The organism is Streptomyces sp. NPDC029526, assembly GCF_040637405.1.
In the GTDB taxonomy this organism is placed as follows: Bacteria; Actinomycetota; Actinomycetes; order Streptomycetales; family Streptomycetaceae; genus Streptomyces.
This window is the reverse complement of the sequence record NZ_JBEZWE010000011.1, coordinates 166,124-187,619: the sequence shown is the minus strand read 5'-3', so window position 1 is coordinate 187,619 and position 21,496 is coordinate 166,124. Positions and strand designations below refer to the sequence as shown.

Here is a 21,496-nt window from a genome sequence, read left to right as displayed (position 1 = left end):
CCGAATCGGGACCGGATCCAGAGTCTCTCGCAGAACCACGGGATGCGATGTCTGTCAGGACAGATGAGGAAATGTCGGGCGAGGTTCCGCGACCCACGGGCCGCGGGGACGCCACGGACCGCCGCACGGTCCAGGAACCCGGGACCGACCGCACGGTCCAGGACCCCGGGGCGAGCCCCGCCGGCCCGGCCCGGTCGCCGCGCCGCACGCGCCTCGTGGGCGCCGTACGGCGGACGGCGGGCACCGCGCGCCGCCTGCTGCGGGGGCCGCGCCCCGAGGCCGTTCCCCTCCTGGTCGGCCGCGGGTGCGCCCTGGTCGGCCTCCTGGACGTCGCGGCGGGCGTCTTCCCCCGCTTCCGGCACAGCCGCATGCACGCCCTCGCGGAAGTACTCCCGGGCGCCCTCGGCCCGTTCGCCGCCGCGCTCGCCCTCAGCGCGGGCGTGCTGTTGCTGCTGCTCGCCCACGGACTCAAGCGGGGCAAGCGCCGCGCCTGGCGCGCCGCCGTCGCCCTGCTGCCGGCCGGCGCGGTCGCGCAGTTCGCCTACCGCCACTCCGTCCTGGGCGTCGTGCTCTCCCTCGCGCTGCTCGCGGTACTGTTGCGCCACCGCGCCCAGTTCGCCGCGCTGCCCGACCCGCGCAGCAGATGGCGGGCGCTCGCCAACTTCGTGCTGATGGGCACCGGTTCGCTGCTGCTGGGCCTGGTCGTCGTCAACGCCCACCCCCGCCTGCTGGTCGGCGACCCGAGCCTCGCCGACCGCCTCACCCACGTCGTGTACGGCCTGTTCGGCTTCGAGGGCCCGCTCGACTACCGGGGCGAGACCTCCTGGACGGTCGCCTTCTCCCTCGGCGCCCTCGGCCTGCTCACCGCCGTCACCACGCTCTACCTCGCTTTCCGCCCCGAGCATCCGGCCGCTCGCCTCACCGAGGACGACGAGGTACGACTGCGTGCCCTGCTCGCCCGGCACGGCGGGCGCGACTCCCTCGGCCACTTCGCGCTGCGCCGCGACAAGGCCGTGGTCTTCTCCCCGAGCGGCAAGGCGGCGGTCACCTATCGCGTGGTGTGCGGGGTGATGCTCGCCAGCGGCGACCCGATCGGTGACGTGGAGGCCTGGCCCGGCGCCATCGAGCGCTTCATGGACGAGGCCAGGGCCCACTCCTGGACGCCCGCCGTCATGGGCTGCTCGGAGACCGGCGGTCACGTCTGGACCCGGGAGACCGGCCTCGACGCCCTCGAACTCGGCGACGAGGCGGTGGTGGACGTCAAGGATTTCTCCCTGGCCGGGCGCGCGATGCGCAACGTGCGCCAGATGGTCAAGCGCATCGAGCGCGCCGGTTACGAGACCCGGGTCCGGCGCGTGGGTGACCTCGGGGAGGCCGAACTGGACCGCATCCGCCGCGCCGCCGACGCCTGGCGCGGCACGGACACCGAGCGCGGCTTCTCCATGGCCCTCGGCCGGGTCGGCGACCCGGCGGACGGCGACTGCCTGATCGCCACCGCGCACAAGGCGGACGACGACGCCGGCGGCCCCGGCTCACCGGGCGGGCACGGCGACCTCAAGGCGGTCCTGCACTTCGTGCCCTGGGGTGCCGACGGCGTCTCCCTCGACCTGATGCGCCGGGACCGCTCGGCCGACCCCGGCATGAACGAGATGCTGATCGTGGCCGCCCTCCAGGCCGCACCTGCCCTCGGCATCACGCGCGTCTCCCTCAACTTCGCGATGTTCCGGGCAGCCCTGGCCCGGGGCGAGCGGATCGGCGCCGGCCCGGTGCTGCGCGCCTGGCGGGGGCTGCTGGTCTTCCTCTCCCGGTGGTTCCAGATCGAGTCCCTGTACAAGTTCAACGCCAAGTTCCGGCCCCGCTGGGAGCCCCGGTTCGTGGTGTACCGGGCCCCGGGCGACCTGCCCCGCATCGGCGTCGCCGCCCTCCAGGCGGAAGGTTTCGTCAACCTCTCCCTGCCCCTGCCGCGCGCCCTGCGCCGCCGCAGACCCGCCCCGCTCCCCTGCGTCCACCGGACGCCCGAGCACACCCCGGCCACCGCGGACACCGCCGTCCGCGCCGCCTGACCGGCCGACGGTCCCGCCACCCCCGCCCCGGGGCGGCGCCCCTTCCGGCCGGCCACCGCTCCCGCCCGGGCGCACCGCACCCCGCCCGGGCGCGCACCGCTCCCCCGCCGCGCGCCCGGTCCGGGCCCGGGCGGAAGCCGTCCCGCCGCACGGTTTCCGCCCGGGCCACACCCTCCCCGCGCTCTCCCGGGCCCCCGCCCTGGGCCTACGCTGACCATATGAGCAATCGCAGCGGACGCCCTCACGTCGCGGGACTTCCACACTGGGACCGCTGTGCGGTCATGGGAGTCGTCAACGTGACGCCCGACTCCTTCTCCGACGGCGGCCGCTGGTTCGACACGAGTACCGCCGTCAAGCACGGCCTCGACCTGGTCGCCCAGGGTGCCGACCTCATCGACGTCGGCGGCGAGTCCACCCGCCCCGGTGCCACCCGGGTCGACGAGGCCGAGGAACTGCGGCGGGTCATCCCCGTGGTCCGCGGTCTCGCCTCGGAGGGCGTCACGATCTCCGTCGACACCATGCGCGCCTCCGTCGCCGAGCGGTCGCTCGCCGCCGGGGCCGCCCTCGTCAACGACGTCAGCGGCGGGCTCGCCGACCCGGCCATGATCCCCGTGGTCGCCGACTCCGGCGCGCCCTTCGTGGTGATGCACTGGCGCGGCCTGCTGGAGGGCGCCAACGTGCGCGGCACCTACGACGACGTGGTCACCGAGGTCGTCGACGAACTGCGGGCGCGCGTCGCGGCCGTCCTGGAGGGCGGGATCGCCGCCGACCGCGTGATCGTCGACCCGGGCCTCGGCTTCTCCAAGGGCGCCGACCACGACCTGGCCCTGCTGGCCCACCTGGACCGCGTCCTCGCCCTCGGGCACCCGCTGCTCGTCGCCGCGTCCCGCAAGCGGTTCCTCGGCCACGTCCTCGCCGGACCCGACGGCGCGCCACCGCCCGCCCGGGAGCGCGACGCGGCCACCGCCGCCGTCTCCGCCCTCGCCGCGCAGGCCGGCGCCTGGGCGGTCCGCGTCCACGAGGTGCGCGCCACCGCCGACGCCGTGCGCGTCGCCCACGCCGTCGCCCGGGCACACACCCCCGACGCCGCCCCGTCCGGCGCGCACGGCGCAGAAGGCACCCGGTGAGCGCACCCCACACCGACGTCGAGCAGGTGGAGGCCGCCAACACCGCCTACTACGAGGCGGTCGAGCGGGGCGACTTCGAAGCGGTGGCCTCGCTCTGGCTCACCCCGGCCGACCTCGGCGTCGACGAGAGCTACCACGATCCCGCCGACAGCGGCGTCGTCTCCTGCGTGCACCCCGGCTGGCCGGTGCTCACCGGACGCGCCGAGGTCCTGCGCTCCTACGCCCTGATCATGGCGAACACCGACTACATCCAGTTCTTCCTCACCGACGTGCACGTCTCCGTCACCGGCGACACCGCCGTGGTGACCTGCACCGAGAACATCCTCAGCGGCGGCCCCGCGCCCGCCGCGGGGGAGGAACTGGGCCCGCTCGTCGGCCAGCTCGTCGTCGCCTCGAACGTCTTCCGGCGCACCCCGGCCGGGTGGAAGATCTGGGCGCACCACGCCTCCCCGGTGCTCGCCGAGGCCGAGGACGACGACGAGGGCGAGGGCGACGACACCCCCGCGTGAGCGAGCCCCCGCCCCGCGTACGGGCCGCCGCCGCCCCGCCTGAACCGGCCACCGTCCGACGCCCGGGCGCGCCACGCCGACCGGACGCCCGGCGAGCACGGCCGGGCACGGGCAGGGCACGGCCGGGCACGGGCAGGGCACGGCCGGGCACGGGCAGGGCGGGCACCGGTGCGGGGCACGGGCATGGGCATGGGCATGAGCATGGGCGTGGGCGTGGGCCTGGGCGTGGGCATGACAGAACACGACCACGGCCGGGCACGTGGCGGGAATCACGACGGTGCGACGACGACGGCCCGCGACCCGTGAGGCCGGGCCCTCCGCTGGGCAGACGGTGGGTGAACCTTCCGCGCACCCGGCGGGGAGCGCCCCCGGCCGCCGGGGCCGGCCCGGGTCCGCGGGTAGATTCGACCGAGGCCGGCGTGCCGTCCGCACGCGACACCACCGGCCGGACCGACGACTGCAGGAGTGATTCGCGTGGATCGTGTCGCGCTGCGCGGCCTGAGGGCCCGTGGGCACCACGGTGTGTTCCCCGAGGAACGCGAGCAGGGCCAGACCTTCGTCGTGGACCTCGTCCTCGGGCTGGACACCCGGCCGGCCGCGGCCGACGACGACCTGACGAAGACCGTGCACTACGGCGTCGTGGCGGAGGAGGTCGTGGCCGTCGTCCGGGGCGAGCCCGTCGACCTCGTCGAGACCCTCGCCGAGCGGATCGCCCAGGTCTGCCTGAAGCACGAGGTGGTACGGGAGGTCGAGGTCTGCGTCCACAAGCCGGAAGCGCCGATCACCGTGCCCTTCGACGACGTGACCGTCACCATCAACCGGAGCCGCGCATGACCAGGCCGTCCAGCACGGGCCACACCGACCCGACCGTCCAGCCCGTCCCGGCCTCCGTGGTCGAACGGGTCGACGCCGCCGACACCACCCTGCAGAACCCGAAGCAGGCCGTCGTGTCCCTCGGCGCCAACCTGGGCAACCGCCTGGAGACCCTCCAGGGCGCCGTCGACGCGCTGGAGGACACCCCCGGCATCCGGGTCAAGGCCGTCTCCCCGGTGTACGAGACGCAGCCGTGGGGCGTCGAGCCGGGCAGCCAGCCCGCCTACTTCAACGCGGTCGTCGTCCTGCGGACCACGCTGCCGCCGTCCTCGCTGCTGGAGCGGGCGCACGCCGTCGAGGAGGCCTTCCACCGGGTCCGCGACGAGCGCTGGGGCCCGCGCACCCTGGACGTCGACATCGTCGCCTACGCGGACCGGCTCTCCGACGACCCGGTGCTCACCCTGCCCCACCCGCGGGCCCACGAGCGCGCCTTCGTCCTCGCCCCCTGGCACGACGTCGACCCCCACGCGGAGCTTCCCGGGCGCGGCCCGGTGACGGCCCTGCTCGACGCGGTCACCCGCGAGGGCGTGACACCGCGCCCGGACCTGGAACTCCGGCTGCCCGAGTAGCCGTTAAGGTCGACAGGACCCGTTCCGGGGCCACCACCGGGCACATCGAAGGGACACCGTGAGAGAGCTGCGCATCAGGGTGCTGGCCGGCGTGTTCGTCGTCGCCGGCATCCTGTCCTGGGCGGGCGCCCGCCTGTGGAACTCCTTCGGGACCCTGCCGAGCGTGCCGGTGGCCGCCCCCATCGTCCTGGCCCTGATCGCCGTGGTCCTCGCGGCCACGGCGCTCTCGCTCCGGTCCCGCCTGATCGCCCAGCGCGAGCGCCGTCCCGAGGCCAAGGGCGTCGACCCGATGATGGCGGCCCGGGCCGTCGTGTTCGGCCAGGCCAGCGCCCTGGTCGCCGCGCTCGTCGCGGGGATGTACGGGGGGACGGGCGTCTTCCTGCTGGAGTACCTCGACGTCCCGGCCCGCCGGGACCAGGCCATCTACGCCGGGGCCTCGGTCCTGGCGGGCATCGGCGTGATAGCGGCCGCCCTCTTCCTGGAGCGCGTCTGCAAGCTGCCGGAGGACGACGAGGACAACGGCGGCGGCCCGGGAGCCGCCCCGGCCGCCTGACCCGCGCCGCAGGGGCCCCGGCCAACGGGCGCCCCGCGCCGCCGGGCCGTGCGTCCCGCTCCGGCGTCACGGAACGGGACGGGACACCGCCGCAGAGCGGAACGGCGTCACGGAACGCGACGGGACCGCGTCACGCAACGGGACGACAGCACGGAACGGCGTGACGCAACGGGACAGGAAGCCTCAGCCCGGCCCGGCCCGCCCCACGCGGTACGCGCGGGCCCCCGCCCCACGCGATACGCGCCGACCCGGCCGGTGGTGCTGCGCCGGCACCCCGTAGCGGTCCGGGCGGCGCGGAGCCTGCCGTCGCGGCCGGCAGCGCGTGCGCCGTCCGGCTCCACGGGGCCTGCGTCAGCGCGCCATGATCAGGCTCATCGCCTCGTTACGGGTGGCGGGATCACGCAGCTGCCCCCGCACGGCCGAGGTGATGGTCTTCGCCCCCGGCTTCCGCACGCCCCGCATCGACATGCACATGTGCTCGCACTCGACGACGACGATCACTCCACGCGGCTCCAGGATCTCCATCAGGGAGTCGGCGACCTGGGTGGTGAGTCGTTCCTGCACCTGCGGGCGCCGTGCGTAGACGTCCACGAGACGGGCCAGCTTCGACAGGCCCGTGATCTTGCCGTCGACCGACGGGATGTAACCGACGTGGGCGACACCGACGAACGGCACCAGGTGGTGTTCGCAGCTGCTGAGCACCTCGATGTCCTTGACCAGCACCATCTCGTCGTGACCGAGGTCGAAGGTGGTCGTCAGCACGTCCTCGGGCTTCTGCCGCAGCCCCGCGAATATCTCCTTGTAGGACCGCGCCACCCGTGCCGGGGTCTCTCGCAGCCCCTCCCGGTCGGGGTCCTCGCCGACCGCGATCAACAGCTCGCGGATCGCGTTCTCGGCTCGCTTCTCGTCGAACTCGCCGATCGGGGCCTCGGTGCCCAGCGTCACGGGGTCGGTCATGGAGTGCCTCGTTCCTGTGCTTGCACGCGCGCCCGGCACGCGTCTCAACTGCGGGTACGCACAACACCGCGCCCCCCAGGCTAGAACCTGGGGGGCGCGGCATCCATTCCGGGCCCGGCGGGGAGCCGCCGGGGAGCGGGTCAGCTCTCGGGGCGTTCCTCGGGGGTCCGCTCCTGCGCCGGGGCGGGCTCCGCCACGGTGCTCTTGGCGGTCGAGATGGCCGGCGTCACGCCGTTCGCGCCGTTCGTCAGGGCCAGCTCCTTGGGGGAGAGGACCGGCGGACGGGTGGACGGCGTACGGCGGGAGGAACCGGTCCAGGCGGGCCGGGGCGGGCGCTTGACGATGGGGGCGAAGATCTCGGCGATCTCCTCCTTGCCCAGCGTCTCCCGCTCCAGCAGGGCCAGCACCAGGTTGTCGAGGACGTCGCGGTTCTCGACCAGGATCTCCCAGGCCTCGTTGTGCGCGGCCTCGATGAGCTTCTTGACCTCTTCGTCGACCAGCGCGGCGACCTCTTCCGAGTAGTCGCGCTGGTGATTCATCTCACGCCCGAGGAAGGGCTCGGTGTTGTCGCCGCCGAACTTGATCGCACCCAGGCGCTCGGTCATGCCGTACTGCGTGACCATCGCGCGGGCCAGACCGGTGGCCTTCTCGATGTCGTTGGCGGCACCCGTGGTCGGGTCGTGGAAGACGAGCTCCTCGGCCGCGCGGCCGCCCAGCATGTACGCCAGCTGGTCCAGCATCTCGTTGCGCGTGGTGGAGTACTTGTCCTCGTCCGGCAGCACCATCGTGTAGCCCAGCGCCCGGCCTCTGGAGAGGATGGTGATCTTGTGCACCGGGTCGGAGTTGGGTGAGGCCGCCGCGACCAGGGCGTGTCCGCCCTCGTGGTACGCGGTGATCTTCTTCTCCTTGTCCGACATGATCCGGGTCCGCTTCTGCGGGCCCGCGACCACCCGGTCGATCGCCTCGTCCAGCATGTGGTTGTCGATCAGCTTCTGATCGCTGCGGGCGGTCAGCAGCGCCGCCTCGTTGAGCACGTTCGCCAGGTCGGCGCCGGTCATGCCGGGGGTGCGGCGGGCCACGGCCGACAGGTCGACGTCCGGGGCGACCGGCTTGCCCTTTTGGTGGACCTTGAGGATCTCCAGACGGCCCTGCATGTCCGGGCGGTCGACCGCGATCTGCCGGTCGAAACGGCCGGGGCGCAGCAGCGCCGGGTCGAGGATGTCCGGGCGGTTCGTCGCGGCGATGAGGATCACGCCGCCCTTGACGTCGAAGCCGTCCATCTCGACGAGGAGCTGGTTCAGGGTCTGCTCGCGCTCGTCGTGCCCGCCGCCGAGGCCGGCGCCGCGGTGGCGGCCGACCGCGTCGATCTCGTCGACGAAGACGATCGCCGGCGCGTTGGCCTTGGCCTGCTCGAAGAGGTCACGGACCCGGGAGGCACCGACACCGACGAACATCTCGACGAAGTCGGAACCCGAGATCGAGTAGAAGGGGACGCCCGCCTCGCCCGCGACGGCCCGCGCGAGCAGGGTCTTGCCCGTACCGGGCGGGCCGTAGAGCAGGACGCCCTTGGGGATCTTGGCGCCGACGGCCTGGAACTTCGCCGGTTCCTGCAGGAACTCCTTGATCTCGTGGAGCTCCTCGACGGCCTCCTCGGAGCCCGCGACGTCGGAGAACGTCGTCTTCGGGGTGTCCTTGGTGATGAGCTTCGCCTTGGACTTGCCGAAGTTCATGACGCGGGAGCCGCCGCCCTGCATCTGATTCATCAGGAACAGGAAGACGACCACGATGAGGACGAAGGGCAGCAGCGACAGCAGAATGCTGACGAAGGGGTTCTGCTTCGACGGCGAGACCGTGTAGCCCTTCGGGATCTGCTTGTTCTGGAACTTGTCCTGCAGCGTGTTGGCGATGGTGACGCCCTGGTCACCGATGTAGCTCGCCTGGATCTTCGAGCTGCCCTTGATCTCGACGCCGTCCTTGAGCTCGGCCTTGATGGTCTGCTCGTCGCCCGTCGTCAGCTTGACCTGTTCGACCTTGTTCTCGTTGATCGCCTGGACGACCTGGCCCGTGTCCACCGTCTTGTAGCCGCCGGACGAACCGACGACCTGCATCAACACGACCACGGCAAGGACGGCCAGCACGATCCACATGACCGGCCCACGGAAGTATCGCTTCACGTCCATCCATACGGAGCGGTGCCGCCCCGTCCCTCCTGCCATAGTGAGTTTGATAAAGACTGTTCTTCGGACGGTACCCCAGCATTGTCCCCCGAAGCTGCGCGGGACGGCTGACAAACGCGTCTACGCATGCTCCAACGGCGCGGACACCGCCGGGGTTCCCGATCTTCTGTACGGCAACCCGCTCCGCGCGGTTCAGCCGCCGTAGACGTGGGGCGCGAGCGTACCGACGAACGGGAGGTTGCGGTACTTCTCGGCGTAGTCGAGGCCGTATCCGACGACGAATTCGTTGGGGATGTCGAATCCCACCCATTCGACGTCGATGGCGACCTTGGCGGCCTCGGGCTTGCGCAGCAGCGTGCACACCTTGAGGGAGGCGGGCTCGCGCGAACCGAGGTTGGAGATCAGCCAGGACAGCGTCAGCCCGGAGTCGATGATGTCCTCGACGATCAGGACGTGCTTGCCCTTGATGTCGGTGTCCAGGTCCTTCAGGATCCGCACCACGCCGGAGGACTGGGTGCCCGCCCCGTACGAGGACACGGCCATCCAGTCCATGGTGACGGGGGTGGACAGCGCCCGGGCGAGGTCGGCCATGACCATGACCGCGCCCTTGAGGACGCCGACGATCAACAGGTCCTTCCCCGCGTACTCCGCGTCGATCTTCGCCGCCAGTTCCGTCAGCTTGGCGTCGATCTCTTCCTTGCTGAGGAGCACCTTCTCGAGGTCGGCACCCATGTCTTTCGCGTCCACCCGCATCACTTTCGGTCGTCCCAGCGGCTGCTCCTCACCGTCGGCGGCGCTGCCGGGGGGAGGGATTCAGCCTTGCCGAATCACCAGTCTGCCACCCTGCCGGGTGGCGACGACCCGGCCGGGCAGGTTGATGGCTCCCTGGCCGCGCCAGCCGGTGATGAGCCGGTCGACCTCCTCGATGTGCCGCGCGAAGAGCGATCCGGCCGGCGCGCCCGCCTCGATCGCGGCCCGGCGCAGCACGCGGCGGCGCACGGCGGGCGGCAGGGCGTGCAGTCCGGCGCATTCCAGGCGGCCTTCGGGGTCCCGCACGCCGTCCTCGGCGCGGGAGGCCCAGGCGTCGAGGGCGTCGGCGTCGTCGCGGGAGAGCTGGGCCGTCCGGGCGAGGGCCTCGACGACGCCCTTGCCGAGTGCCTTCTCCAGCGCGGGCAGGCCCTCGTGGCGCAGCCGGGAGCGGGTGTAGGCGGGGTCGGCGTTGTGCGGGTCGTCCCAGACGGGCAGGGACTGGACCATGCAGGCCCGGCGGGCGGTCTGCCGGTCGAGCTGGAGGAAGGGGCGGCGGTAGCGGCCGTCGGCCCCCGAGACCGCGGCCATACCGGACAGGGAGCGGATGCCGGAGCCCCGGGCGAGGCCCAGCAGGACGGTCTCGGCCTGGTCGTCGCGGGTGTGGCCGAGCAGGACGGCGGCGGCGCCGTGCCGTTCGGCGGCGGCGTCGAGGGCGGCGTAGCGCGCGTCGCGGGCGGCGGCTTCGGGCCCGCCGTCGCGGCCGACGCGCACGGCGACCGACTCGGCGGGGTCGAGGCCGAGTTCGCGCATCCGGAGGACGACCTCGGCGGCGCGCCGGTCGGACCCGTCCTGCAGGCCGTGGTCGACGGTGATGCCGCCGGCGCGGACGCCGAGGCGGGGGGCTTCGAAGACGAGGGCGGAGGCGAGCGCCATGGAGTCGGCGCCGCCGGAGCAGGCCACCAGGACGAGGGGGGCGTCCGATGACGGGGACGCCGAGGGGGACGGGGACGGCGGGGGTGCCGAGGAGGAAGAGGAAGGGGAGGGAAGCGAGGAAGACGAGGAGGCCGAGGAAGACGAGGAGGCCGAGGAGGGGGCGTGCGCGGGCGCGTGCGCGGGTCGGCCGGACGCGCGGCCGTGCTCGGCGAGGACGTCGTTCAGGACGCGGCGGACCGCCAGGCGTATCGCCGCGACCGCAGGATGGGGACCCATGTCCGGTTCCCTTCAGGAAGGTTCGGGGGTGACCCCCGAGATCGGTCACTCAGAGTGTGTAGATGGTGACAGAACCGGGGCGTTCCCCGAGCATTGCACGCCTACGCATGACAGACGGTCCCTCGGACGGGTGATTGGACCGGCGTCCCCCTGCCGTCACCGTCGCCCCCGGTCGAACGGAACTCAGGCTTCCGGCTTGCGGTGCACCCGGGCGATCCAGTCCGCCGGGGCGGCGATCTCCGCTTTGGTCGGCAGGGTGTTGGGCGAGGTCCACACGTGGTTGAAGCCGTCCATGCCCACCTCCTCGACGACGGCGCGCACGAACCGCTCGCCGTCGCGGTACTGACGCAGCTTGGCGTCCAGGCCGAGCAGCTTGCGCAGCGCCAGGTCCAGGCGCGAGGCACCCTTGGCACGGCGCTGCTGGAACTTCTCCCGGATCTCCGCGACGCTCGGCACGACGTCGGGTCCGACGCCGTCCATCACGAAGTCGGCGTGCCCCTCCAGCAGGGACATCACCGCGGTGAGGCGCCCGAGGATCTCGCGCTGGGCCGGCGTCTGCACGATCTCGACCAGGGAGCGCCCGCCGTCGTCCTCCTCGCCCTCGGGCCGGCCGCCGACGAGGGTCTGGGCCGCGTCGCGCAGGCGCTCCAGCACGGTCATGGGGTCGACGTCGGTCTCCCCCAGGAACGACTGGATCTCGCCCTCCAGGTGGTCGCGCAGCCAGGGCACGGCGGTGAACTGGGTGCGGTGGGTCTCCTCGTGCAGGCACACCCAGAGGCGGAAGTCGTGCGGATCCACGTCGAGTTCGCGCTCCACGTGGACGACGTTGGGCGCGACGAGCAGCAGCCTGCCGCCGCCGTTCTCACCCGCCGGGAGGTCGCGGGAGGCGGGGGCGAAGGTCTCGTACTGGCCGAGGACGCGGGAGGCGAGGAACGACAGCAGCACGCCCAGCTCGACCCCGGTGACCTTGCCGCCGACGGCACCGAGCACCGCGTTGCCCGGGCTGGAGCCGCGCCGCTCCTCCATCTTGTCCAGGAGGGGCTTGAGCAGTTCGCGGAAGCCCGCCACGTTGGCCCGGACCCAGCCGGGCCGGTCGACGACGAGGACGGGGGTGTCGTGGGTCTCCTCCGTGCCGAGCCGGGTGAAGCCCCGGACGTGTTCCTCGGAGGACTTCGCGTGCCGGCGCAGCTCGGCGACGACGGCCCGGGCCTCGTCGCGGCTCACGTCGGGACCGGGCCGCATGAGCCTGGTCGCCGTCGCGACCGCGAGATTCCAGTCGACCATCCCGGAAGAGGCAGCACCACCGATGCTCGTCATGCGTCAACGGTACGTGAGGGGCGTCACGGACGGCAGGGCGGCGGGTCGGCGGGACGGCCGCCGCCGGGCGGACGAAGGGCGGGCGAAGGTCGGGCTAAGGGCGCGTGGCGGTCACCGGCAGCCGCAGGACGCCAGCACCGTGGCCGCCTTGTCGAGGGCCTCCTCGGCCGCGGCCTGGCCGGTGGTGCCGTCGGCCAGGAAGGCGAAGGCCAGCAGCCGCCCGTCGCGGTCCACGACGGTGCCCGCCAGCGCGTTCACGCCGGTCAGGGTGCCCGTCTTGGCGCGGACGACGCCGGCCGCACCGTCGGCGTAGCGGCTGGAGAGGGTGCCGGTGAAACCGGCCACGGGCAGCCCGGTGAGGGCGGGGCGCAGGTCGGGGTGGGCGGGGTCGCCCGCCTTCACCAGCAGGGCGGTCAGCAGGTCGGCGGTGAGCCGGTTGCGGCGGTCGAGTCCGCTGCCGTCCTTGATGGCGGCGCCCTTCACCGGCAGGCCCAGTTCCTTCAGCTGCGCGGTGATGGCCGCGCCGGCGCCCGCGAAGTCGGCGGGGCGGCCGGCGGCGATCGCGGTGTGGCGGGCGAGGGCCTCGGCGATGTCGTTGTCGCTCCGCGTCAGCATGCGCTCGACCAGGACGGACAGCGGGGGCGAGGAGACGGTGGCGAGGGTGGTGGCCCGGGTCGTCGCCTTCGAGGGGCCGGGCGGTGAGGCCTTGACGCCGTGGTCCGCGAGAAAGCCGCCGAACGTCCGCGCGGCGTCCGGGGCCGGGTCCGGGACGCGGCGCACCGGGCCGCTGGTGGAGTCGTCGGTGCGGGCCTCGTCGGCCATCAGCGGGGTCACCTCGGCGAGGTTGCCGTTGACGCCGATCGGGTGCCGCCCGGATCCGCGGTACAGGGTGGTGTCGTAGGAGAGGGTCACCTCGCGCACGCCGCGCTTGGCGAGGGCGGCGGCGGTGCGGGCGGCGAGGTCGCGCAGGCTCGCCGACCCCTTGGCGTCCTTGCGCGCGGTGAGGGTGGGGTCGCCGCCGCCGACCAGGACGACCTCTTTCGTGTCGGGTTCGTAGGCGGCGCGGGTGGTGAGGCGGTGGTCGGCGCCGAGCGCGGAGAGCGCGGCGACCGCGGTGGCGATCTTGGTCGTGGAGGCGGGTGTCAGGGCGTCGCCGGCGGCGGTGCCGTACAGGCGCTTGCCGGTGGCGGCGTCGACGACGGAGGCCGACTGCCGCCCGAGGACGGGGGACCGGAGGATCGGGTCGAGGAGGGCGGTCAGCGCCTTCCCGGTGGGCGCCGGGCGTCCGGTGGTGGCGGTGCCGCCGAGACCGGCGAGCACGGAGGCGGCACCGGGCGGCGCGTCGGGCCCGCGGGGCGGGGTGCCTGCGTTGCCGCGCGGGGCACCGTGATCTGTGCCACGCGCGGCTTCCAGGGCCACGGCCCGGTCCCGCTCCGCCGTACGCTGACCGGTGGAGTCCCAGGGACCGGCGGCGGTCACCACCCCGGCGGCCAGCGCCAGACCGGCGGTGGCGGCGGTCGCGGTGAACTGCCAGGTCTTCGGCCGGTTGACCCGTGTGACCTGCGGTGATTCCGGCCGGTCCGAGCGCGCCAGGCGTGATGTGGCGGCGGCGACGGCACGCGTGAGACGCGGTCGTACGGCGGCCGTCGCCCGTGCCGCCCGCGGTCGTACGGCGTCCGCGATCCGCACGACGTGCGGTCTCGCGGCCCGCCAAGGCCTCAGCTCTGGCACGACCACCAGCCCCTTTCGCGATCACACACCTGCGTGAGGGACACTTAACCACCAGAACTATGTGTTGATCATGGAGGAGCCACCGGTGGAGTTCGACGTCACGATCGAGATCCCGAAGGGTTCGCGGAACAAGTACGAGGTGGACCACGAGACGGGTCGGATCCGCCTGGACCGTCGACTCTTCACCTCGACCGCCTACCCGACCGACTACGGTTTCGTCGAGAACACCCTCGGCGAGGACGGCGACCCGCTGGACGCGCTGGTCATCCTGGACGAGCCGACGTTCCCGGGCTGCCTGATCCGCTGCCGCGCGATCGGCATGTTCCGGATGACGGACGAGGCGGGCGGCGACGACAAGCTGCTGTGCGTGCCGTCGACGGACCCGCGGGTGGAGCACCTGCGCGACATCCACCACGTCTCCGAATTCGACCGCCTGGAGATCCAGCACTTCTTCGAGGTCTACAAGGACCTGGAGCCCGGCAAGTCGGTCGAGGGGGCCAACTGGGTGGGCCGCGTCGACGCCGAGGCCGAGATCGAGCGGTCCTACAAGCGCTTCGAGGAGCAGGGCGGCCACTGAGTCCGCCCCACCCCTCCGACGGGCCGCACGCGCACGCGTGCGGCCCGTCGTGCTTCTCGGTGCGCATACTGAGGATCTACGGGGCAGGCTGAGGGACGGTGTCGTACAGGGAGCGCTGCACAGGTGAGGGACGCGGAGGACCGCAAACCGCAGTCGGACGAGGCGAGGAGTGGATTCGTCCCTCCCGCCGGGCGGGGGGTGCCGGCCGAACCGGAGTCGTCGACGACCTCCGAGTTCGCCCTCCCCGAGGGGCTGGCGGTCCCGAAGGCCGGCCGGACCGGGACCGAGTCGGAGACCACCTCCGAGTTCGCCCTGCCGTCCGGTCTGGACGTGACGCCGCAGCCGCCGCCGGACACCGAGGGGTCGGCGTTCAACCCGCCGAGCACCTACCAGGCCCGGCAGGCGCCGCCGGCCTTCACCCCGCCCGCCGGGATCCCGTCCGTCCGCCTCACCACGGACGTCCCCTGGCAGGACCGGATGCGCACCATGCTGCGCATGCCGGTGACCGAGCGTCCGGCCCCCGAGACCGCGCAGCGGCACGACGACGAGACCGGCCCGGCCGTGCCGCGCGTGCTCGACCTGACCCTGCGGATCGGGGAACTGCTGCTCGCCGGCGGTGAGGGCGCCGAGGACGTGGAGGCGGCGATGTTCGCCGTGTGCCGCTCCTACGGCCTGGACCGCTGCGAGCCGAACGTCACCTTCACGCTGTTGTCGATCTCCCACCAGCCGTCCCTGGTGGACGACCCGGTGACCGCCTCCCGCACGGTGCGCCGCCGGGGCACCGACTACACCCGGCTGGCCGCCGTCTACCAGCTGGTGGACGACCTCAGCGACGACGAGACGCACGTGTCGCTGGAGGAGGCCTACCGGCGGCTGGCGGAGATCCGACGCAACCGGCACCCCTACCCCGGCTGGGCCCTGACCGGGGCGAGCGGGCTGCTCGCGGGCTCCGCGTCGGTGCTCGTCGGCGGTGGGCTTCCGGTGTTCGTGGCCGCCGCCATCGGCGCGATGCTCGGCGACCGGCTGGCCTGGCTGTGCGCGGGGCGCGGGCTGCCGGAGTTCTACCAGTTCACCGTGGCCGCGATGCCCCCGGCCGCGATCGGGGTCGCGCTCACGCTCGCCCACGCGAACCTCAAGGCGTCCGCGGTGATCACCGGTGGGCTGTTCGCGCTGCTGCCCGGACGGGCGCTGGTGGCCGGCGTGCAGGACGGCCTGACCGGCTTCTACATCACGGCCTCCGCCCGGCTCCTGGAGGTCCTGTACTTCTTCGTCGGCATCGTCGCCGGGGTGCTGGTGGTGCTGTACTTCGGCGTCCAGCTGGGCGCCGAGCTGAATCCGGACGCGGCCCTGGGCCAGGAGGAACGGCCGCTGATCCAGATCGCCGCGTCGATGATGCTGTCGCTGGCCTTCGCCGTGCTGCTCCAGCAGGAGCGGGCGACGGTGCTGATGGTGACCCTCAACGGCGGGGTGGCCTGGGTGGTGTACGGCGCGATGCACTACGCGGGCGACATCTCCCCGGTGGCGTCCACGGCCGTGGCGGCGGGGGTGGTGGGGCTGTTCGGGCAGTTGCTGTCCCGGTACCGGTTCGCCTCCGCGCTGCCCTACACCACGGCGGCGATCGGCCCCCTGCTGCCCGGTTCCGCGACCTACTTCGGTCTGCTGAACATCGCGCAGAACGAGGTCGACACCGGGCTGGCGTACCTGACCAAGGCGGTGGCGCTCGCCATGGCCATCGCCATCGGGGTGAACCTCGGTGCCGAGATCTCCCGGATCACCCTGAAGATCGGCTCGGCCGAGAAGCGCCGTGCGGCGAAGCGGACGCGGGGTTTCTGACCCGGAACCCCGTGCCCGCGTCCCGTCACGGCCTCAGTAGCCCTGGTTGTACGGCTGCTGCGGGCGCTGTCCGTCGCCCGGCCAGGGCGCCTGGCCCGGGTGGCCCTGCGGCGGGTACGGCCCGTTGCCGTAGGGCTGCTGCGGCTGCTGCGGCTGCCGGCCGGGTCCGCCGCCGTTGCCGTGGGGCGGCTGGTTCCCGTAGGGGCCACCGCCGTACGGGTACGGGTCGCCGTGGGCCGGGCTCCCCTGGGCCGGGCCGCCGTACGGCTGGGGGGCGGCCTGCTGGGGACGCGGGGCCTGCGGGGCCATCGGGGCGGGGCCGCGGTCGTCGGGGGCGATGCGGCGCAGCTGGGTGGTCGCGTCGTCCATGAGCGGAGCGTGGGGCTGCTGCGGGGCGGCCGGGACGTCCTCGGCCTCGCCGCGCTTCTTCTTGGCCCGCTCGCGCAGGTACTCGATGATGATCGGGAGCACGGAGAGGAAGACGATCAGGAGGAGGATCGTCTCCAGGTTCTCCTTGATCAGGCCGATCTGGCCCAGCCAGTAGCCCGCCACGGTGACGCCGCATCCCCAGGCGATGCCGCCGACGATGTTGTACGTCAGGAAGGTGCGGTACCGCATGCGGCCGGCGCCGGCCACGATCGGGGCGAAGGTCCGCACGATCGGCACGAAGCGGGCCAGCACGATCGCCTTGGGGCCGTACTTCTCCATGAAGTCGTGTGCCTTCTCCAGGTTCTCCTGTTTGAAGAGCTTGGAGTTGGGGCGGTTGAACAGCTTCGGGCCGAAGGTCTTGCCGATCATGTAGCCGACCTGGTCACCGATGACCGCGGCCAGCACGATCAGGACGCAGACGAGCCACAGCGGCTGACTGATGTAGGTGCCCTCGGCTACGAAGAGGCCCGCCGTGAACAGCAGGGAGTCACCGGGCAGGAAGGCGAAGAGACCGGACTCGGCGAAGACGATCAGCAGGATGCCGGGCAGGCTGAACGTGCTGATCAGGTAGTCCGGGCTCAGCCACTCGGGGCCGAGCGCAAGGGTCGTCACGGGGCTGGGGCTCCTGGCTTATGGGATGAGGGGGCCGGGCGGCGCGCCCAAAGTACCAACGTTGTCTCAACGCGGGCGCCCTGCCCCGGGTTCCAGGAGCCCTCCCGCCCGTCCGACCCCGGGGCGTGCGGGACTTCCGCACGCCTGCCCGGCCGTGCCCGGGGCGGGTTCCGGCGCCCGGACCCGGGCCCCCCGGGAGAGATGCCGGGAAGCCGTTCGCCGGGCCCCGGAATCCGACCGCCGGCCCCCTCGGCCGGACCCGCCGCCCCGGCCCCGGCCCCCGCACCCCGTGTGTCCGCGCCAGGGCGTCCCGTGCGCCCGCGCCCCGCGGTCAGGAGTGCCGGACGGCGTTGGCGAGGATGGCGTCCCGCTCGTAGGCGGCGAGGCCGGGCCGCGCCTGGTCGATGGAGCGCGTGAACCGCTCGTCCGAGACGTACATCTCGCCGATGCAGGCGTGCATCTCGTGGTCGCAGTCGTAGTGGTTGCGCGACATCCACCGGCGGTGGTCCTCGGCCACGTCCATCGCGGCCTCGGAGTCCGCCGGTTCACCGGCCTCCATCAGAGCGACGAAGCGCCGGGTGAGCTCGTCGCCCTCGCGCTGGATGCGCTGCCAGTCCTCCTTGGTGTAGGACGCGGCCCGCTCCTTGGACTGGCGGTAGGCGTCGGTGGTGCCCCAGCGCTCGCGCACCTCCTCCTCGTACTGCTCCGGGTCGTGCTCCCCGAAGACCTCGAACTTCTCCTCCGGCGTCAGGTTGATGCCCATGCTGCGTGCCTCCATGGCGTGCTCCACGGCCGCCGCCATCTTCTGCAGCCTCTCGATCCGGGCGGTCAGCAGGTCGTGCTGACGGCGCAGGTGCGCGCGCGGGTCCGCGTCCGGGTCGTCGAGCAGGGTGGCGACCTCGTCGAGCGGGAAGCCCAGCTCCCGGTAGAACAGGATCTGCTGCAGCCGGTCGAGGTCGGCGTCGCTGTAGCGCCGGTGGCCCGCGTGGCTGCGCTCGCTCGGGGCGAGCAGGCCGATCTCGTCGTAGTGGTGCAGCGTGCGCACCGTGACTCCGGCGAATCCGGCGACCTGTCCCACGGAGTAGCTCACTTCCGCTCCCTTCTCGGTACGCACTCCACCCTGGGCCCTCACGTCACGTGAGGTGCAAGCCGGTACGTCCCCGCCTCACTGCCGACCGTTTCAGCACGTTTTGCCGCTTTCGCCCGTCTATCGTGTGCGCGTGGCCCAGGACAGCGCCCCCCGCACCCCCTCCACCGCCCCGGCGACGCCCGCACGCGCCCTGCTGCCGTCCGTCCTCCCGGCGCTGCTGGTCGGTGTGACGGCCAGTCTGCTCCTGGTCGGGGTCGACACCGGCGCCGAGGAACTCCAGGACGTGCTGTGGCGGACGGTGCCCGACGCGCTCGGCGTCGGACGGTACTCCGTGCTGTGGATGTCCGTCATGCTCGTCTCCACCGGCGTCGCCGTGGGCCTGGTGGTGTGGAAGGCCCCCGGTCACGCGGGCCCCGACCCCGCCACCACCGGACTCGACGCCCCCGTCCTGCCGCCGGCCGCCCTGCCGGGACTGCTGCTCGCGACCGCCCTGATGCTGGCGGGCGGCCCGAGCCTGGGCCCCGAGAACCCGATCATCGCTGTGAACGTCTCCCTGGCCGTCTGGGCCGGTGTGCGGGCGTTCCCGAGGGCACCGGAACGAAGCTGGGCGGCGCTGGCCGAGGCGGCGACGATCGGGGCGCTGTTCGGCACGCCGGTGGCCGCCGCGCTGATCATCTCCGAGGCACTGGCCGGGCAGCGGCTCAAGGGGCAGCTCTGGGACGGCGTCTTCGCACCGCTGACCGCGGCGGGCGCCGGCGCGCTCACCGTCACCCTGGTCTCCCGGCCCAACTTCGACCTGCACCTGCCGTCGTTCGGCCATCCGGGGTGGCCCGACCTGCTCGCGGCCCTCGTCATCGCCCCGGTGGCCGCGCTGCTCGGCATGGCCGCGGTGCGGGCCTTCCCGTACGTCCACCGCGCCTTCGGAAAACTGCGGCACCCGATGCTGATGCTGCCCGCGGGCGGTGTCGTCCTGGCCGCCCTGGCGGCGGTGGGCGGCCATCTGACGCTGTTCAAGGGACTGCACGAGATCGCGGAGCTGGCGGGCGACCCCGACGGCTGGACTGCCGGCGAGTTCGCCGTCATGGCGGTGGTGAAGCTGGCGGCCCTGTTGGTGGCCGCGTCCTGCGGTTTCCGGGGCGGGCGGATCTTCCCGGCGGTGTTCGTCGGCACCGCGCTCGGACTGTGCGCGCACGCCCTGGTGTCCGCCGTCCACCCGGCGGTGGGGGTCTCGGCAGCGGTCCTGGGCCTGCTGCTGGCCATCACCCGGCAGGGCTGGGTGAGCCTGTTCGTCGCCGCCGTCCTGGTCGCCTCACCGGGGATCCTCGCACTGCTGTGCATCGCCTCGCTGCCGGCCTGGCTGCTGGTGACGGGCCGTCCGCAGATGCAGCTCCGGCCGGACGGGACGGCGGTGCGGTGACCGTGCCCGTGGGTGCGAGCCGCATCGCGGGCGCGAGCCGCGGCCGGGACGTGGCCGGGCCCGTCCGGTGGCGGCCCCGTCCCCCCTGTCATTTCTCGTCCCCCTGTCCTTTCTCATCCCTTCTCGTCGCTTCTCGTCGCTTCTCATCCTTTCTCGCCCCTTCTCGTCGCTTCTCCTTCTTTCTCGTCCCCGTAGGCCCCACGCCCCGGAGGTGTTCATGCCGCTCCACGACCACCCGCAGCACGACGACCGCCCCCTGTCCGTCAACCCGTTCCTGGGGCCGGCGAACCCGGTGGGCGACATGACCCAGGCGCCGCCCAAGCACCGGCTGCCCGAGACCCCCATGGCCCCCAAGACGGCGTACCAGCTCGTGCACGACGAGCTGATGCTGGACGGCAACGCGCGGCTCAACCTGGCCACCTTCGTCACCACCTGGATGGAGCCCGAGGCCGGGCTGCTGATGGCGGAGTGCCGGGACAAGAACATGATCGACAAGGACGAGTACCCGCGCACCGCCGAGCTGGAACGGCGCTGTGTGTCGATGCTCGCCGACCTGTGGAACGCGCCCGATCCCTCGGCGGCCGTGGGCTGTTCGACGACCGGGTCGAGCGAGGCGTGCATGCTCGCGGGGATGGCCATGAAGCGCCGCTGGGCCCGGCGCAACACCGACCGCTACCCCTCCCGCGAGGCCCGCCCGAACCTCGTCATGGGCGTCAACGTCCAGGTCTGCTGGGAGAAGTTCTGCACGTTCTGGGAGGTGGAGGCCCGTCAGGTGCCCATGGAGGGCGACCGCTTCCACCTGGACCCGCAGGCGGCGGCCGAGCTGTGCGACGAGAACACCATCGGCGTCGTCGGCGTCATGGGATCCACCTTCGACGGGTCCTACGAGCCGATCGCGGACCTGTGCGCGGCGCTGGACGGCCTCCAGGAGCGCACCGGCCTGGACATCCCGGTGCACGTCGACGGGGCGTCCGGGGGGATGGTAGCGCCGTTCGTCGACGAGGACCTGGTGTGGGACTTCCGCCTGCCGCGCGTGGCGTCGATCAACACCTCCGGGCACAAGTACGGGCTGGTCTACCCCGGCGTCGGCTGGGCGCTGTGGAGGGACGCGGACGCCCTGCCGGAGGAGCTGGTGTTCCGGGTGAACTACCTGGGCGGCGACATGCCGACCTTCGCCCTGAACTTCTCCCGGCCCGGCGCCCAGGTCGTCGCGCAGTACTACACGTTCCTGCGGCTCGGCCGGAACGGCTACCGCGCGGTGCAGCAGGCCGCGCGGGACGTGGCCACGCGGCTCGCCGGGCGGATCGAGGCGTTCGGCGACTTCCGGCTGCTCACCCGGGGCGACGAGCTGCCCGTCTTCGCGTTCACCACCGCGCCGGACGTCACGGCGTTCGACGTCTTCGACGTGTCCCGGCGGATGCGGGAGAACGGTTGGCTGGTGCCCGCGTACACCTTCCCGGCGAACCGCCAGGACCTGTCGGTGCTGCGGGTGGTGTGCCGCAACGGCTTCTCCGAGGACCTCGCCGACCTGTTCGCCGACGATCTCGACCGACTGCTCCCGCAGTTGCGCCGGCAGCCGCAGCCCCTGGTGCAGGACAAGAACGAGGCCACCGGGTTCCACCACTAGAGGCGGTGCCGTCACATGCCCGTCGTCCGACCGAACGGCGGACGGGAAGGTGACGGCAGGACCCGGAACGGCCTGT

Annotated in this window: 18 protein-coding genes; 10 read left to right on the top strand and 8 right to left on the bottom strand. The window is 72.9% G+C overall.

What is annotated here, in order from left to right; translation table 11 throughout:
• Positions 1 to 71: 71 nt before the first annotated feature.
• The 6 genes from AB0F01_RS22625 (at position 72) to AB0F01_RS22600 (ending at position 5,694) form a co-directional block, all read left to right on the top strand.
• Positions 72 to 2,063, top strand: a complete 1,992-nt coding sequence (locus AB0F01_RS22625) for a phosphatidylglycerol lysyltransferase domain-containing protein (RefSeq protein WP_362098593.1) — start codon at positions 72 to 74, stop codon at positions 2,061 to 2,063.
• A 218-nt stretch (positions 2,064 to 2,281) separates the two neighbouring features.
• Complete coding sequence (gene folP, locus AB0F01_RS22620; protein WP_362098590.1) at positions 2,282 to 3,190, top strand: dihydropteroate synthase; 909 nt, start codon at positions 2,282 to 2,284, stop codon at positions 3,188 to 3,190.
• A complete protein-coding gene (locus AB0F01_RS22615; RefSeq protein WP_362098587.1) occupies positions 3,187 to 3,699 on the top strand; it encodes a nuclear transport factor 2 family protein in 513 nt (170 codons plus the stop codon). Before folP ends, AB0F01_RS22615 begins: the two co-directional genes overlap by 4 nt.
• Positions 3,700 to 4,173: 474 nt before the next feature.
• Complete coding sequence (folB, locus tag AB0F01_RS22610; RefSeq protein ID WP_362098584.1) at positions 4,174 to 4,533, top strand: dihydroneopterin aldolase; 360 nt, start codon at positions 4,174 to 4,176, stop codon at positions 4,531 to 4,533.
• On the top strand, positions 4,530 to 5,141 hold the full coding sequence (folK, locus tag AB0F01_RS22605; RefSeq protein WP_362098582.1) for a 2-amino-4-hydroxy-6-hydroxymethyldihydropteridine diphosphokinase: 612 nt from the start codon (positions 4,530 to 4,532) through the stop codon (positions 5,139 to 5,141). Before folB ends, folK begins: the two co-directional genes overlap by 4 nt.
• 58 nt (positions 5,142 to 5,199) lie before the next feature.
• Complete coding sequence (locus AB0F01_RS22600) at positions 5,200 to 5,694, top strand: DUF3180 domain-containing protein (protein ID WP_362098579.1); 495 nt, start codon at positions 5,200 to 5,202, stop codon at positions 5,692 to 5,694.
• A gap of 351 nt (positions 5,695 to 6,045) precedes the next feature.
• Here the strand turns inward: AB0F01_RS22600 and folE are convergent, their stop codons facing one another.
• The 6 genes from folE to dacB all read right to left on the bottom strand — a co-directional run bounded on the left by folE (position 6,046) and on the right by dacB (position 13,841).
• Positions 6,046 to 6,651: a GTP cyclohydrolase I FolE gene (gene folE, locus AB0F01_RS22595; protein WP_362098576.1), complete on the bottom strand. Its 606-nt coding sequence runs from the start codon at positions 6,649 to 6,651 to the stop codon at positions 6,046 to 6,048.
• A 140-nt stretch (positions 6,652 to 6,791) separates the two neighbouring features.
• Entirely contained in the window at positions 6,792 to 8,831 is a 2,040-nt protein-coding gene (gene ftsH, locus AB0F01_RS22590) for an ATP-dependent zinc metalloprotease FtsH (protein ID WP_362098573.1), read from the bottom strand.
• A 189-nt stretch (positions 8,832 to 9,020) separates the two neighbouring features.
• Positions 9,021 to 9,581, bottom strand: coding sequence for a hypoxanthine phosphoribosyltransferase (hpt, locus tag AB0F01_RS22585; protein WP_362098571.1), 561 nt, complete (start codon positions 9,579 to 9,581; stop codon positions 9,021 to 9,023).
• Positions 9,582 to 9,641: 60 nt separating this feature from the next.
• The gene (tilS, locus tag AB0F01_RS22580; RefSeq protein WP_362098568.1) at positions 9,642 to 10,787 is read right to left on the bottom strand and encodes a tRNA lysidine(34) synthetase TilS; all 1,146 of its coding nucleotides are present in this window, start codon (positions 10,785 to 10,787) and stop codon (positions 9,642 to 9,644) included.
• 183 nt (positions 10,788 to 10,970) lie between these two features.
• Complete coding sequence (locus tag AB0F01_RS22575; protein WP_362098565.1) at positions 10,971 to 12,104, bottom strand: zinc-dependent metalloprotease; 1,134 nt, start codon at positions 12,102 to 12,104, stop codon at positions 10,971 to 10,973.
• Positions 12,105 to 12,215: 111 nt separating this feature from the next.
• Complete coding sequence (gene dacB, locus AB0F01_RS22570) at positions 12,216 to 13,841, bottom strand: D-alanyl-D-alanine carboxypeptidase/D-alanyl-D-alanine-endopeptidase (RefSeq protein WP_362098562.1); 1,626 nt, start codon at positions 13,839 to 13,841, stop codon at positions 12,216 to 12,218.
• A 79-nt stretch (positions 13,842 to 13,920) separates the two neighbouring features.
• On the opposite strand from dacB, the gene AB0F01_RS22565 reads away from it, so the two are divergent.
• Both AB0F01_RS22565 and AB0F01_RS22560 read left to right on the top strand, forming a co-directional pair.
• Positions 13,921 to 14,412, top strand: a complete 492-nt coding sequence (locus tag AB0F01_RS22565; RefSeq protein WP_145871991.1) for an inorganic diphosphatase — start codon at positions 13,921 to 13,923, stop codon at positions 14,410 to 14,412.
• 123 nt (positions 14,413 to 14,535) lie between these two features.
• A complete protein-coding gene (locus tag AB0F01_RS22560; RefSeq protein WP_362098559.1) occupies positions 14,536 to 16,245 on the top strand; it encodes a threonine/serine exporter family protein in 1,710 nt (569 codons plus the stop codon).
• 33 nt (positions 16,246 to 16,278) lie between these two features.
• Here the strand turns inward: AB0F01_RS22560 and AB0F01_RS22555 are convergent, their stop codons facing one another.
• Positions 16,279 to 17,286, bottom strand: a complete 1,008-nt coding sequence (locus AB0F01_RS22555) for a VTT domain-containing protein (RefSeq protein ID WP_362098557.1) — start codon at positions 17,284 to 17,286, stop codon at positions 16,279 to 16,281.
• A gap of 331 nt (positions 17,287 to 17,617) precedes the next feature.
• Positions 17,618 to 18,376: a MerR family transcriptional regulator gene (locus AB0F01_RS22550; protein WP_362098554.1), complete on the bottom strand. Its 759-nt coding sequence runs from the start codon at positions 18,374 to 18,376 to the stop codon at positions 17,618 to 17,620.
• A 130-nt stretch (positions 18,377 to 18,506) separates the two neighbouring features.
• Here AB0F01_RS22550 and AB0F01_RS22545 point away from each other — a divergent pair, with 130 nt between their 5' ends.
• Complete coding sequence (locus AB0F01_RS22545; protein WP_362098552.1) at positions 18,507 to 19,793, top strand: ion channel protein; 1,287 nt, start codon at positions 18,507 to 18,509, stop codon at positions 19,791 to 19,793.
• A 217-nt stretch (positions 19,794 to 20,010) separates the two neighbouring features.
• Positions 20,011 to 21,420, top strand: a complete 1,410-nt coding sequence (locus AB0F01_RS22540) for a glutamate decarboxylase (RefSeq protein ID WP_362098549.1) — start codon at positions 20,011 to 20,013, stop codon at positions 21,418 to 21,420.
• The last annotated feature ends 76 nt before the right edge of the window (positions 21,421 to 21,496 follow it).